Below are 14,312 nucleotides of genomic sequence, written 5' to 3' on the forward strand. Positions count from 1 at the left end.
ACTGTCCCTTTATGATCGCTTCAGACAAAAGTGGCGATAGAGCCATTCTCCGCCACCGAGCAGCCCCATCAGCAGATAGGCTATCAGGCCGTTGTACAGGGCCCAGGTCTCCAGGCTGGTAAACAGCGCCGTATAAGCCGCCATGCCGCCGTTGAAGACAAACAGACCGCACCAGAGTTGTGTGACCCTTACCAGGTAGGGCCTGGCTTCCTCGGGCAGATCCGGCTCGGCCAACCTGGCCAGACGTTCCACCATGCTGGGACCTTTAAGCAGCGAAGAGGCAAACAGCACCAGCATGCAAGCATTGACCAGCACAGGGTAGTACAGCAGCCAGTCCTGACGCTTGGCAAGCAAGCTGCCGAGCGCCAGCAGTAACCCCAGAACGACCGGAGCGGCCAGCGCCTTGAGCTTTTGCTTCCCCAGCAGCAACCTGGCACCGAGCAAGGCCGCCAGCAAGAGTGCCAGGCCATTGCCCGGCAGATAGTTCAGCCCCAGATATACCGCCAGGGGATATCCCAGCAGCAACAGGGCCGTGACTGTCTGAGCCAGGGCACGCATCAGTCTTTAACCAGTCCCTCGATGGCGTTAACCACGTCGTTGACCGTCCGTACCGACTTGAATTCATCGGGCTGTATCTTTTTGCCGGTCAGCTGTTGCAATTTGATCACCAGATCTACCGCATCAATGCTGTCCAGATCCAGCTCTTCATAGAGGGATGCCTCAGGGGTTATCGCCTCGGCATCCACTTCAAACTCATCGACCAGGATCTTGCTCAGCATTTCCAATATCTGTTCACGGCTTTGCATGAGCACCTCCTACGCGCGCTGGGATTCGATAAACGCGGCAAGGCTGGCGACACTGTAAAAGTGGGCCTTGGTTGCCTCTGAGTTGGCTTCGATCTTGACGTCGAACTGCTTCTTGATCGCCAAGCCCAGCTCAAGTGCATCGATGGAATCCAGTCCCAACCCCTCACCGAACAGCGGTGCTTCGGTATCTATATCGTCGATACTGATATCCTCAAGATCGAGGCAATCTATGATTAGCTGTTTAATTTCGTTATGTAAGCTCATAATTTATATCTAATTGTTGTTTGTAATAGGTTTCCAGATCTCTGGTGAGTTGGCGTGCCATCCGGGCATCGCCACCGCTTTCGGCATCATACCTCAGATGCGCTATGCTTGCCCCGGTTTCCACTTGCATCTGTATGGTGCGTCTCGGGATTTCGTACCAGGGATCCTGTTTGGTGAGTCCGGGATGAACCACCCTGAGTACCACTGGCAGAATATCTGCCCCGGTGCGCAGGGCGATATTGGCCGAACCGCGGGCAAAGGGATTGATCACTGCGCCTTTTACCGTGCGTGTGCCCTCGGGAAAGATGATCAGATTGGTGCCTCTGGCCAACACTTCACGGCAGTCCTGTAGCAGCAGATCGGCGCCGCGATTGGGAATATAGCCGGCGGCGGAGACGACTCCGCGCAGAAAGGGGTTACGCCACAGTCCCTGTTTTACTATGCAGCCGGCATTGGGCATCAGGCTGATTAACACCACCACATCTATGAGGGTGGGGTGATTGGCAATCACCACCATGCCCTTGGCCTGCCGTAATCGCTGCAGATTTACTGTGCTGACCCTGATCACGCCGGCCCAGGTCAGCATATGCACAAAGCCGCGGAACATGTAGTGCACCGCTTTTTGTACTCTTTGAATGCGCACATCGCGCTCGCCGGGCCAGAACCTCAGCACAGGTAAAATGGTCAAGGAGCTCAGCAAGCCGCCAAGGCCGAAGGCGATATAACAGCTGATGCCGGCGAGCCAACGGGGAAAATAGCCGATACCGGTTGCCGGGGCTGTCATAGCGGCTCCCTTGAGGGTTCCAGCTGCCAATGCCAATGGGCCAGTTGCCCCTGGATTGCCGTGCCGTTTGCCAGTGCCTGCAGCAGTGCGCCGAAGCTCAGCGGCTGCCCGGCGCCGGTCTGCTGGCTCAGGGTAACTCTGGCTATGCCGGTAACATCGGCCGGGGCCAGCTGCAGAGACAAGGCCAGTGGCAGTTCCATCTCTTGGGTAAATTCATCATAGACGGGCGGCACAGGGTCATCGCCGAACACCAATAGCAGGGGGCTGGGGTCCTCGGCCAACTGGGCCCAGGCTTCCAACATGGCTTGGGATAGGGTATCTGTGCCCGCCGCCACTGAAGTGGAAGCGCCAGTATTACCCGTGACTATGCCAAACAGACCGCTGGCGGTGTTGTGAACCGATTGGCTGAAACCCATGGGAGAGAGCGGCTGCCTGGCAATAATATCCTGCAGCAGTTCTATGGTGCGATTGAGTTCGCCATGGCGCGAGGCAAATACGCTGCGGCATTGGCTGGGGGCTTCAGCCTGAAAGGCGGCTTCCAGCATCATCTTGCTCAGGCGGCTGAAACGGCGCCGCTGCATGGCGGCAACCTGGGGTAACTTGGGGGCAATGCGATCGCTGTCATCAAGGGCGCAGTTGCTACTTTGCCACTGCTGCCAATCTTGCTGCTGTTGATACTCCGGGGACCAGGCTCCCCAGGAGAGAATACTGAACGCTAGTTGCACTGCTTTGCCTCTGACACAGATCTTTGTTGCTATCCCTTACGGGTCGTGAGGGAGTGAATCTGTCGGGTCGGAATGCGACCGCCGTACCGATTGCCCGTTCCCTCTGAAACACCGGTACAAAGGGCCATATTCTACACTGAAAGTACGGGTTTTAAGAAGGGGTTTAGGTTACAGCTAAAGATCAGTTACAACTTTTCGCTAACAAGGGAATCACCCGGCGGGCGCCGGGTGATTCAGATGCCGCTCAGTTGCTCAGCTGGCTCTGCAGCCGCCGCAGTACCGTCTTGATCTTACGAGTGTTGTCGGGACCCATACGTACCAGCATTTTCTGCGCGTTGGGCAGGGCTTCCAGTTTGGGATCGACAAACTTGTAGTTCACGCTGATGGCGTACAGCTCGATAGGATCTTCTATCACTGGGGTTGCCAACAGCACCTTGATGGCTTGTTGCATCCGCTCATCGAATTTGAGGTTGGGGTAACCCAGCTCATCGAAGGCCTGCTCCAGCAGCGGCGACAACTGACGATAGGTGTTGAGCAACTGCTCGTCGTTGAGGCCGGTGAGGAAGTCGGCGTAAAGGTCGTATCTGTGGTAGCTATCCGGATCCAGATAGGTCTTGTTGGAGATTTCAGATACTGTGAAGGTGTCGCTCGGGCCTTTCATCGGACTGGTTTTACGGGCCAGTTCGCCTTGGGCCAGATTATCGACAAACACCACGAACTGGCGTACCAGATCTTGTTCAACCAGCAGTGGCTCTATCTTCATGCCATCAGCCATTGCCACGGCCTTTTCATGAACATATTCATCACTTTCGGCCAGTGAAGGCAGAGGTTGTTCCGGCTCGACTTCGGGCTGAACCACTTCAGGTTCTGGCTCGGGTACGGTTTCAGGTTCAGGCACCTGGACTTGGGTTTGCAGCGGTTCGCTGGGAGCGGGTTCGGGGAGTTCAACCTGGGTGGGCTCTGCTGCTTGCTGCGGCTCTTGTTCGCCGCTGAAATAGTAGTAGGCTCCTCCTGCAATCAGCAATACCAACACCAATAGGATGATAGCAATGCCACTGTTGCCAGAGGACTTTTCCTGCGGCGCGATTCTATCTTCTTGATTGACTTGCATTGGATTTCCTTTCATTGATACCTGTGAGGCAGCGCCTCTCCCATTCTGCAAATATTGGCCATCTTGTCCAGCGTTCGGCCGCCTGGCAGCAGGATTTATTTGTGAAATATTGCCAGTAGAGCAGATCCTGTGGTGATTGACTTGAATCCCGGCTGAACTCTCGGCAACTTTGTGACCTTTTTAGCGCACTAGGCCTGAACATACTGCTGCCGGTCGCCCAGCCAACGCTGAATGATGGCATCGACATTCTCCGGTGCCTGGCTCATCACGTGGCGAGCCAGTTTCTGGATGTGGGGAATAAGCGCCTGATCCCGTACCAGATCGGCCACCTTCATATCGGCTATACCTGTCTGGCGGGTGCCCAACACTTCACCCGGGCCACGGATCTCCAGATCTTTTTGGGCAATGACAAAGCCGTCGTTGCTCTGACGCAATACTCCAAGCCGTTTGGTAGCCGTGTGTGACAGCGGTGCCTTATACAGCAGGACGCAGTGGCTGGCCACGGCGCCGCGACCGACCCGGCCGCGCAACTGGTGCAGCTGTGCCAGCCCGAGCCGTTCCGGGTTTTCGATGATCATCAGACTGGCGTTGGGCACATCGACCCCCACTTCAATGACGGTGGTGGCCACCAACAACTTGAGGTCGCCGCGTTTGAAGCTGTCCATGACTTGTTGTTTTTCGGCGCTCTTCATACGGCCATGTACCAGGCCTATGCTCAGCTCCGGCAGGGCGGCACGCAGTTCTTCGCAGGTGTCTTCGGCTGCCTGGCATTCGAGCACTTCGGATTCCTCGATAAGGGTGCAGACCCAGTAGGCCTGGCGACCGTCATTGAGCGCCGCCTGACGTACCCTATCGATCACCTCCTGACGCCGACTGTCACTGATGGCCACTGTGGTGACCGGGGTGCGCCCCGGCGGTAACTCGTCGATGATGGAGGTATCCAGGTCCGCATAGGCTGTCATCGCCAGGGTGCGGGGAATAGGGGTCGCCGTCATGATCAGCTGGTGGGGATGAAAACCCTGGCTGATGCCTTTCTCTCTCAGCCCCAGGCGCTGATGTACGCCGAATCTGTGTTGCTCATCTATGATGATCAACGCCAGCTTGTGAAACTGTACCTGCTCTTGAAAGATGGCGTGGGTACCTATCACCATGTGGGCACTGCCGGAGGCGATATCCTCCAGCGACTGGGCCCTGGCCTTGCCCTTGAGCTTGCCCGCCAGCCAGCCGACTTTGAGCCCCAATGGCTCCAGCCATTGACTGAAATTAATTGCATGTTGCTCGGCCAACAGCTCTGTGGGCGCCATCATGGCCACCTGATAACCGTTTTCTATCGCCTGCAGTGCGGCCATGGCCGCCACCAGGGTCTTGCCCGAGCCAACATCGCCCTGAACCAGGCGCATCATGGGTTGCGGCTTTTCAATATCGCGGCCGATATCTGCCACCACTCGCTGCTGCGCCCCCGTAGGTTTAAAGGGCAAGGCGGCGAGGAAGGGATTGAGTAAAGCGCCGGTGGCGGGCAAAGGCACGGCTTTGTCATGATTACTGCGCTCTCTGAGCTTGAGCATAGACAGGTTATGCGCCAGCAGTTCTTCCTGCACCAGGCGTTGCTGCGCCGGGTGTTGCCCCTGTTCCAGACGGTAGATATCGACATCCGCCGGGGGCCTATGCAGGGTGCGCACCGCCTGAGCCAGGCTTTGCTGATTGGGGCGCAGCGCCTCGGGTAGCAACTCCTGCAGTCCGTCCTCCTGCAGCAGGTTTAGAGCCTGCTCGGTCAATTTCATCCAACTGGCCTGCTTGAGCCCTTCAGTGGTGGGATAGATGGGCGTCAGGGTTTCACTGAGGTTGGGCGGTTCGTCGCCTTTGAGTATCTTGTAATCCGGATGAATGATCTCGGCCTGGTGGTTACCTCGGCGCACTTCGCCGTAGGCTCTAATGGTCAGACCTTGTTGCATGGCATTGCGCTGGGCGGCTGAGAAATTGAAGAACCTCAGGGTCATGTTGCCGCTGTCATCACGGACATTGCAGATCAACATACGCTTGCGGCCATTGATGATCTGGCTGGACTGAATTTCGGCTTCTATGGTGCCGTAGCTGCCGGGAGTAAGGCTGGCTATGGGGTAGATGCGGGTTCTGTCTTCGTAGCGCAGCGGCAGGTGGAACAGCAGATCCTGTACCGTGTTGATTCCGAGCTTGTGCAGTTTCTCAGCCATTTTAGCGGCTACGCCCTTGAGCTCGGTGATAGCAATAAGATCCAGTCTCTGCAAACCTTTAGCACCGGATTACTGTGAATTTATACATATACTATCAGAGAAATAGCCCTTGGCAATGCGTTGCGTTTATCGGCTGGGTAAAGTGTGGCGCAATGGTGGCAGGGCTTCTGCCTGGGGGGCGAGTGTATGGCAAAAGCCCTGATATATTGGTGGCAGATTAATCTGTCAGCGCCACCAGTTGAGCAGGGTGACCAAGGGCTTTATCAGTAGCTGAACACTGCCTATTACAAACAGCCAGGCGCCGATAAGAGTGTGAACATCTGTGAGAAAAAAGAAGCTGCCCAGTAGAAAACAGAACGCGACTATCAGGTCGCTTAGGGTATTGAACAAGGCGTGTTTGGGAAGAGGGGGGGCGGGGGCTTTGATATCTTGCTTGGCAAAATATCGCTGCTTACTGTCGATCATGGTTCCTTCTTGGTAGTTATGATTTGCCGCGATACCTTAACGCTGCCACCTTCAAGGTGCAAATCTAATTCTCTGTTTTAATGCAAATAAATATATCAACATAATCATTGGATTAAGTTAACAGCTGGCCCCTTTGGTTTGTCACGCTTGGCTAAAGAGTAGCGTAACTTAACGGCCCAGGCCTGAACCCTGGGTAACTGTTATTTCGCCGTTAAAGCCTATCAGTTCGGCGAGTGTTTGTGCGTAGGCTCTGGCCTTGTCTGTGGCCTGCTTTTGAGGTTTGAACAGGCCAAAACCGAGTCGCTCACGCTCAGCAAAACAGAGTACCACGCTGACACTTATGAGCTCTTCGTCAGTCAGGTGTTCAAGCATGTGACTTCTGAATCTTTCGTTATAGGTATTGCGTTGCACCTCTATGCGGCAGAGTTGACTGAGAGGCTTGCTTTTTCCGCCCCGGAAGAAGCAGCCCTGTTGCAGATCCAGAGTAACGGGTTTGAGCAGGCGGTAGAGGTTCAGGCCCATGATGATGCCGCTGAGCCCCAGCACTATAGCTATGATGGCAGCCGTAAACCAAGTGTCCTGTCTGGCGGGGTCCAACACCAGTACTCCCAGAATTCCGGCAAGCATCGCCAGTAGTCCCCAAAGCGCGTATTTCAGTTGCGTTTGCCTGCTGCGCCAGACGAGTTTCAACTTGCCTGGCTCAGCCTCGAGCTCTGTCATAAGCATATGCTGCTGATATTGGCATAGCCTGGTCTGCTGTGGGTTTTTGGTCATAAAATGGTCACCATGAAATCAGTAGTTCGTCGTAAAACCCAGTGCTCAAACCAGCAGGCTCGAGTGAGCCGCTATCAGTTGCCAGCCGCTTGTCCTGTGCAGCCAAACCCGGGTAAAGCGAAAACGACCGTTGGTCGGCGCTTTGGCATAGCTGCCTTGAATATTCACCTCCGCCGACACTATCGCAGTCCCCTGATGCAGCCGTATCTCTTCGGCCAGGGTGTCTATCCGAGTGATATTGAGCAGGCCTGAGCTGTGGGCATGCAGATCCTCTGCTTTGCCGAGCACTTGCCCCAGGTGATTGGTGAATATCAGTTGAGGCGAGAGCAGTCTATCCAGCAAATTGATATCCGAATTCAACATGGCACTACGCAGTTGGCTTTCCAGTTGCTGAATGTCTGAGATGTGATTCATGGTTATTCCCAAGGCCTGATGAGTGACGGCAAAGAGGCAAGAAGGTTTAAAAAATACTGACTTTGGCACACTTGCCACAGTACCAGGAGTTCTGCCATTGATTCAGTGCCGCCTGGTATTGCTGCATCGACTTTCGCCCTCCCAAGTAGTTTTTCCACAGCCAATCGGCGCTCAGGATCAGAGTAAAACAGGAGACAAAAAAGCACAGCACTCCCAGCCAAAAACTGCTCCAGTTGCTGCCTGCCTGAAACCCCAGGTAGCCGCCCAAGAGTAGTCCGGGGAAAGCCGCCAGAAATAGCACCAAGGGCTGAGGGTCAGATGGCGGCGAGCAGCGCTTGGCCAGTTCGGTTTGCAGTTGGGCGCCACCCTTGAGTTTTTGTTTTCCATGCACAGAGAAGGGCTGGTTGTTCCACATGGGTTTGGCCGAGGCGCTGACTGAAACTTCTGTTGTGCCTTCGGCATGAATGGCTTTGAAGTGTCTGATATTGTCTGAGCCGCAATGTCTGCAACGCATTGATTGTTCTCCTTAACTTGGGCTAACTGGATCCCTGATTCTTCTCGTCCAAACAACAAGCCTTTGCTGGTCGCCGAGTCATGGTAAAGCTTTTAGCCTCGGCGGTGAACCCGAAAACCAGCTACAGGCACTCTTTTTATCCGTATTCGCAGTGTTTGGGTAAACTCATATAAATTAACTTCTATGCACTTATGATGAAAATATATTCATTGGATGCTGGAAGTGTGAAAGATAGTTCATCTGCGGACGGCCAATTTCATATTGATCGATTGGATTGGCAATACAAATTTCGCCGGAATGTTTGCTAAAGCAGATCGGCTTCAATATTTGAGCCGTATTTGGCTTAACTTAGTCTATACATCTGCCGAGGTAGACTTTATCTATTTACAATAATCATACAGGTTTGGCCCCATATTTAACTCATTGAGATTAATGAAAATACATTAGGAATTTATATTCCTTGAATATTAAATGGTTCAAAAAATAAATAAAAAATAATTGAACCAGGGGGCGTAATGACAGCAGCAATATCGGCAGTAGAAATCACCAGGGGCTCGGCACAGTGGAAGGCGGCAACCCGCTTCGACAGCACGGACTGGGGCTGGGTGGTCATGAGTATAGGCATGGCCATTGGCGCGGGGATAGTATTTCTGCCCATTCAAATAGGCTTGATGGGACTTTGGGTATTCCTGCTATCGGCCATTATTGGCTATCCAGCCATGTATATGTTTCAGAAACTATTTATTAATACCTTGGTGGAATCTCCCAAATGCCGGGATTATCCGGATGTGATTTCCGGTTATCTGGGGAAAAACTGGGGAATATTACTGGGTGTGCTCTATTTCTTGATGTTGGTGATTTGGGTATTGGTTTATTCGACCGCAATTACCAATGACAGCGCTTCTTTCCTGCAGAGTTTTGGCCTCACCAAACAGCTGTTGTCCGATAATCCCTTCTACGGGTTGGCACTGGTTTGCATCCTGGTGAGTCTGGCATCCAGAGGCGAGGCGCTGCTATTCAAGGTTTCATCCTTTATGGTACTCACCAAATTGAGTGTGATTGCGATACTGGGTTTCATGATGATAGAGCAGTGGGATCTGAATAACATAGGTGCGGTTCCCACTCCCCAGAGTGGCTTCAAAGACACTATTGTCATGCTGCCATTTACCCTGTCATCGATTCTGTTTGTGACCAACCTGAGCCCTCTGGTGATCTCCTATCGCGCCAGGGAAAAGTCGATAGAGGTGGCGCGCTACAAGGCTCAGAGAGCGATGAAGTTGGCCTTCGGCATACTTTTTGTGGTGGTATTTTTCTATGCCGTGTCTTTCAGCCTGGCCATGGGGCATGACCAGGCGCTAAAAGCCTACGATGAGAATATCTCCGCCTTGGCCATGGTGGCTCAGGGTATCCCCGGAGACACCATCAAGCTGTTCAGCCTGATCCTGAATATTTTTGCCGTTATGACAGCCTTCTTTGCGGTTTACATGGGGTTTCGTGAAGCCTGTTATGGCCTGACCATGAACTTGCTGAGGCGCACCACTGCGGAAGAGAAGATCAATACCAAGTACGTCAATCGCGGCATTATTTTGTTCACCATACTGCTTGCCTGGGGCGCCATCTGTTTCAATGCGCCTGTGCTCAGCTTTACCAGCATCAGCAGCCCGATCTTCGGCCTGGTGGGATGTTTGATCCCGGCTTACCTGGTCTATCGGGTGCCTGCGCTGCATAAATATAAGGGCTTGTCTCTCTACATAGTTATCGCGACCGGCATCTTGCTGTGTCTGTCCCCCTTGCTGACATTCAGCTGAAGCCTTGTCGTAAGGCCTTGAGCAGGTTGGAGTTCCTGCTCAAGGCCTACCCAGCTTCACCCCCAGGTTTTGGGACGTAATCCATCACGCAATTCACTCTATCTCTGGTCATTTAAGGAATCCTATGCACGAGTATCTGCTGTTTTCCCTGGGCGTATTACCGCTCTTGGTCATGATCCTGCTGATCCTGAAAATCAAGATGCCGATACATCAGGCGGTGTTAGTCACTCTGTTACTGACCCTGGTCGAGGCAACCATTTTCTGGCATACCCCGGCACAGACCTTGGGCTCGGCCATGGCTTATGGGGTTATCAAAGGCTTGTGGCCAATAGTGATAGTGATCCTGGGGGCAATCTTCAGCTATAACCTGATGCTTCAAACCCGCAGCATGGAGGTACTGAAAAACCTTCTCGCCGGGATCAGCGACGATAAGCGGATCCAGGTGTTACTGATCTCCTGGTGTTTTGGCGGATTTCTCGAGGCCGCCGCCGGATACGGTACTGCAGTGGCGATTCCTATCGGGATATTGATTGCTTTGGGTTTCAAGCCGCTGAAGGCGGCGATTGCTTCTCTGGTGGCCAACACAGTGCCTACGGCGTTTGGTGCCGTGGGGATCCCTGTGTCGATTCTGGCTGAGCAGGTAAACCTGCCTGTGACTGAGCTCAGCGGCACAGTTATTGCGCAGCTGGCACTGTTTACCTTGCTGCTGCCTTTTGTGATTGTCGCCATCATAGGGGATGGACTCAAGGCGATACGGGGAGTGTTTGGTATTTCGCTGGTATGCGGAATTGCAACACTGCTGCCGCAGTACTTTGTCGCCATTCATCTGGGGGCTGAGTTGCCCGCCTTTGCCGGCAGTTTGGTCAGTTTGCTGGTGGTGGCCTTGATGGCTAAAAAACGCCAAAAGCCCACCCCGGCCGCTTATCGTATCGACAATGACCAGTGCCGCATCACCGGCCACTACAGTAGCGGACAAATCTTCAAAGCCTGCGCCATCTATCTGCTGATCTTTGTGTTTATTCTGCTGTGCTCGCCGCTGTTTCCGGAAATCAAGAGCCTGCTGACTCAGGTGTCTTCCAAGCCGGTATTTCCGCTGGCCAATGGGGTGGAGCTGAGTTTGACCATTGACTGGATTGCCACGCCGGGTGTCTTGATCATTCTGGCGACCTTTATCGGCGGTACCCTTCAGGGAGCCTCATTGGCCAGCATGTTAAAGGTGTTCAGCGCGACGTTAAAGCAGCTGAAAACCTCCATCATAGCCATCACCGCCATAGTGGCGATGGCAACCGTGATGGATGTCAGCGGTCTGATAACAGATATGGCCCATACCCTGGTGAATATTACCGGAGGGGCATATCTGTTTATCGCCCCCTTGATTGGCGCGTTGGGGACTTTTGTCACCGGCAGCGATACCAACTCCAATGTGCTGTTTGGTAAGTTGCAGACAGTGGCTGCGGAAAAGCTGCAGGTGGATCCGCTGTGGCTGGCTGCCGCCAATACCTCCGGAGCCACGGGCGGGAAAATGATCTCGCCCCAGAGCATAGCCATTGCCGTGTCTGCGACCCGGATGGAGGGCCAGGGCAGCGCTATCATGTCCGGCACCATCAAATACTGTATGGCTTACATCCTGATCCTGGGGCTTAAGGTGGGCCTGGTGTATTACCTGTTTATGAGCTGATGTCAGAGAATTTCTTCGACGAGGAGTTTACGCGAGGAGTTATTGTCTCGCGTACTCTTTGTGCAAAGAGAGCTTGCCGCTGACAGGCCTGAGTAATGGCAGTATGCTTGTTACTTGCCCGCCTGCTTACAGCCAGCCCTTTTGTTTGGCGATTCGGGCGGCATCGATACGATTGGAGGCTCCCAGCTTATTGATGGCTTCCGACAGATAGTTGCGTACCGTGCCTTCACTGATAAAGAGAGCGGCGGCAATCTCGCCGCTGCTCTTGCCCTCGGCGGCCAGTCGCAGGGCGCGGCGTTCTTTGTCGGAGAGTGGGTCTTGCTCCCCAAGAGCCAGCATGGCCAGTTCGGGGGCAATGACTTTTTTACCCTGCATCACCTTGGCAATGGCCTCGACCAGTTCCTCCACCGGGGCATCCTTGAGCAGGAAACCGCAGACACCGGCCTCCAGCGCCCGTTTGATATAGCCGGCGCGGCCAAAGGTGGTGATGATAATGGTCTTCAGCGCAGGTTGCTCTCGGGCGACCCAGGCAGCCAGCTCCAGCCCCGAAGTGCCGGGCATTTCGATATCTGTCAGCAGCAGTTGAAAATCCTCGGTCTTGAGCAGTGCCAATGCCTGGTCGCCATCCGTGGCCTGGGTGACGCTGAAGTCCCCGGACAGTTGCAGCAGGCCGGCAAGCGCGCCGCGAACCATGGCTTGATCTTCCGCCAGCAATATCTTCATACCTGGCCCTCCAGGGGATTTTTGTGTTGCTCTTGGGCGAGCTTGTCCATGTTCTCGGTACTCTCGGTCTTCACTGTGCTCTTTGCTTTCTCAATGCCCTCTCCCTGGGCCGATAACAGCTGTTGTCTGGGCAGCAGTAAAAGAGCGCTGAAACCCTTTGCTGTATCGATTTGCAGCTCGCCACCCAAGAGGGCAAGCCGCTCGGCTATGCCTTTGAGGCCGTTCCCCGGAGTGGGTTTGAGCCTTATCGTGCCGTTGTCTCGCAGGCAAATAGTAAGTTGAGGCTCCAGGGTAAAGCTCAAGTATGCCTCTGTGGCATCACTGTGCCTGAGAATATTGCTCACCAGTTCGGTCAGGATCAGTATCAGTTGGCTTTCTGCCAGTGGCGACAGCACAGGCAGTTCCCCCTCCAGGCTGACCGCCAAGCCTTTTTCGCGCAAGCGCCGACAGAGTTGGGCGCAGCAGCTATCCAGCCCCTGATGCCGATAGTCGGCCACAGCCCGGCGAATTTGGCTCAGGCTGTCGCGGGCAATCTGCGCCAGTTCAGTGAGTTGTTCCCGACTGGCTTGCAGATCATTTTTTTGCAGCAGCTTGTTCGCCAGCTCGGCCTTGAGGGCGATGGAAGAGAGTTGATGTCCCATGAGGTCGTGCAGATCTCTGCCGATACGCTCCCGCTCCAACATGGTCGCCAGGGCACGGATCTCCTCTTCGCTACGGCGGGCTTGTCGTTTGGCCTGTTGGCGTTTGCGCTCAGCGACCCCAAGCAGAGAGGTAGCGGCTGTCAGGCCGCAGCCATAATAGACAAAATAGAGGCCGTTAAAACCCAGCAACTGATTCAATGCCAGTAGCACCAGGGCGATCAGCAATAATGCCGGCAAGAGCAGCCTGAGAGGATAAAAAAAGCCGATAAAGAAGGCGGCGAAGGTAAACAGCGACAAAGAACCCGGATTGGCGGGGGTGATCAAGATAGCCAGTAGGATGATCCCCAGAATAGGCCAGTGCACTTTAGCTCTATCGGCGCCATAGGCGCGAAAATAACAGTAGATAAAGGGCGGCAAAACCAGCAGGCTGGCGAGCCATTGCCAGGACGACACCGGCATAATAAACAGTGGGATAAAGTAAAAGGCCAGATTGACCAGATAGTATTTGGCCAGTTTGAGTTCGGTTTGAGTCTGTGGATCCTGCATCGGTTGTCCTCGCATCTCCAGCGCAAATAATGGCGTGTATCGGTGCACAAGTAAACCGGATCTCCGGGCGGAGATCCGGTCGAGACCTTAAGGTGGTGCGAATAAGCCCCAGTGGCGCTCTGGTTCGCACCTTCCCTTATTGCTGCGTTTGTTTTGACAGAAGAAAACCCGCCCAGGCGTAGTCAGGATCCAGTGCCAGCGCTTGTTGCCAACTCTGGCTGGCGGCTTTGGATTGCCCCAGCTGTTGCTGTATCACTCCCCGCCAGGTATAGGCTTCGGCCTGGCCCCAGCAGATATCGCTGCAGGGATTGGCATAGAGTTTCAGGGCGCGTTCAATTTCCTGCAGGGCTCTGTCACTGCTGCCACCATACTCGACTGGCGTATAGAAACTGGAGATGGCGCCAATGAGCGCGACTCTGGGGCTGTTGGGCGCCAGTTGTCTGGCATTTTGCAGAGACTTGCCTGCAGCTTTCCCCAGGGTTGCCGATTGGCTTGGATTGGCGGTTATCTGCATACCATAAACGGCAGATAGAAGTGCCAGAGCTTCACCGTCCTTGTTGAAGTTCGGCTGAGCCAGGCTTTCGGCCGCTGTGGCCAAGGCCTGATCCCGGGTCTGAAGCTGGCCGAGTATATTGGCGCTGACAGCCAAACGATAGTTGGCGTAGGCCTGTTGATATCCCTGACTGTTGTCGGCGTAGAGGCTCAAGGTGTCAATGTCGATTTGATTTGCAGCGGCATCGATTTCATCAATGGTGGCAGCCTGGGTTGAGAGGGCCAGACTCAGGCCCAATAACAGTGTGAGTTTACGCATCATTCGCTCCTTGGATGAACAGACTCGAATCTGAGTCG

16 protein-coding genes are annotated in these 14,312 nt (G+C 54.2%); 2 read left to right on the top strand and 14 right to left on the bottom strand.

Annotation, left to right across the window (positions count from 1 at the left end):
• Positions 1–9: 9 nt before the first annotated feature.
• The 11 genes from HCX89_RS08230 to HCX89_RS08280 all read right to left on the bottom strand — a co-directional run bounded on the left by HCX89_RS08230 (position 10) and on the right by HCX89_RS08280 (position 8,067).
• A complete protein-coding gene (locus tag HCX89_RS08230) occupies positions 10–558 on the bottom strand; it encodes a hypothetical protein (protein WP_167715650.1) in 549 nt (182 codons plus the stop codon).
• Positions 558–806, bottom strand: coding sequence for an acyl carrier protein (locus HCX89_RS08235; RefSeq protein WP_025010131.1), 249 nt, complete (start codon positions 804–806; stop codon positions 558–560). Before HCX89_RS08235 ends, HCX89_RS08230 begins: the two co-directional genes overlap by 1 nt.
• 9 nt (positions 807–815) lie before the next feature.
• Positions 816–1,070 (bottom strand): phosphopantetheine-binding protein, encoded by a 255-nt coding sequence (locus HCX89_RS08240; protein WP_025010130.1) that lies wholly within the window; start codon positions 1,068–1,070, stop codon positions 816–818.
• Positions 1,057–1,854, bottom strand: coding sequence for a 1-acyl-sn-glycerol-3-phosphate acyltransferase (locus HCX89_RS08245; RefSeq protein ID WP_167715652.1), 798 nt, complete (start codon positions 1,852–1,854; stop codon positions 1,057–1,059). The genes HCX89_RS08240 and HCX89_RS08245 overlap by 14 nt, the downstream gene beginning before the upstream one ends.
• On the bottom strand, positions 1,851–2,579 hold the full coding sequence (locus HCX89_RS08250) for a beta-ketoacyl synthase chain length factor (protein ID WP_025010128.1): 729 nt from the start codon (positions 2,577–2,579) through the stop codon (positions 1,851–1,853). The genes HCX89_RS08245 and HCX89_RS08250 overlap by 4 nt, the downstream gene beginning before the upstream one ends.
• A gap of 244 nt (positions 2,580–2,823) precedes the next feature.
• Positions 2,824–3,690, bottom strand: coding sequence for a DUF3014 domain-containing protein (locus HCX89_RS08255; RefSeq protein ID WP_028780067.1), 867 nt, complete (start codon positions 3,688–3,690; stop codon positions 2,824–2,826).
• A gap of 188 nt (positions 3,691–3,878) precedes the next feature.
• Positions 3,879–5,954 (bottom strand): ATP-dependent DNA helicase RecG, encoded by a 2,076-nt coding sequence (gene recG, locus HCX89_RS08260; protein ID WP_167715653.1) that lies wholly within the window; start codon positions 5,952–5,954, stop codon positions 3,879–3,881.
• Between the two features lie 171 nt (positions 5,955–6,125).
• Positions 6,126–6,365, bottom strand: a complete 240-nt coding sequence (locus HCX89_RS08265) for a YrhK family protein (RefSeq protein ID WP_101096593.1) — start codon at positions 6,363–6,365, stop codon at positions 6,126–6,128.
• Positions 6,366–6,533: 168 nt separating this feature from the next.
• Entirely contained in the window at positions 6,534–7,139 is a 606-nt protein-coding gene (locus HCX89_RS08270; RefSeq protein WP_107352491.1) for a hypothetical protein, read from the bottom strand.
• Positions 7,140–7,184: 45 nt separating this feature from the next.
• On the bottom strand, positions 7,185–7,553 hold the full coding sequence (locus HCX89_RS08275; RefSeq protein ID WP_167715655.1) for a nuclear transport factor 2 family protein: 369 nt from the start codon (positions 7,551–7,553) through the stop codon (positions 7,185–7,187).
• 46 nt (positions 7,554–7,599) lie between these two features.
• The gene (locus HCX89_RS08280) at positions 7,600–8,067 is read right to left on the bottom strand and encodes a hypothetical protein (RefSeq protein WP_096142494.1); all 468 of its coding nucleotides are present in this window, start codon (positions 8,065–8,067) and stop codon (positions 7,600–7,602) included.
• Between the two features lie 515 nt (positions 8,068–8,582).
• Here HCX89_RS08280 and HCX89_RS08285 point away from each other — a divergent pair.
• Positions 8,583–9,875, top strand: coding sequence for an amino acid permease (locus HCX89_RS08285; protein WP_123117104.1), 1,293 nt, complete (start codon positions 8,583–8,585; stop codon positions 9,873–9,875).
• Positions 9,876–9,999: 124 nt separating this feature from the next.
• Positions 10,000–11,553: an L-lactate permease gene (locus HCX89_RS08290; RefSeq protein ID WP_167715657.1), complete on the top strand. Its 1,554-nt coding sequence runs from the start codon at positions 10,000–10,002 to the stop codon at positions 11,551–11,553.
• A gap of 126 nt (positions 11,554–11,679) precedes the next feature.
• On the opposite strand, the gene HCX89_RS08295 is transcribed toward HCX89_RS08290, so the two are convergent.
• From HCX89_RS08295 to HCX89_RS08305, 3 genes are all read right to left on the bottom strand, one after another.
• Entirely contained in the window at positions 11,680–12,276 is a 597-nt protein-coding gene (locus HCX89_RS08295; protein ID WP_025010119.1) for a DNA-binding response regulator, read from the bottom strand.
• Positions 12,273–13,463 carry a sensor histidine kinase gene (locus HCX89_RS08300; protein ID WP_167715659.1) on the bottom strand — a complete coding sequence of 397 codons (1,191 nt, stop codon included), beginning with the start codon at positions 13,461–13,463 and terminating at the stop codon, positions 12,273–12,275. Before HCX89_RS08300 ends, HCX89_RS08295 begins: the two co-directional genes overlap by 4 nt.
• A 136-nt stretch (positions 13,464–13,599) precedes the next feature.
• A complete protein-coding gene (locus HCX89_RS08305; protein WP_232786061.1) occupies positions 13,600–14,277 on the bottom strand; it encodes a tetratricopeptide repeat protein in 678 nt (225 codons plus the stop codon).
• Between the last annotated feature and the right edge of the window lie 35 nt (positions 14,278–14,312).

It is taken from the genome of Shewanella sp. Iso12 (assembly GCF_012030025.1).
In the GTDB taxonomy this organism is placed as follows: domain Bacteria; phylum Pseudomonadota; class Gammaproteobacteria; order Enterobacterales; family Shewanellaceae; genus Shewanella; species Shewanella algae.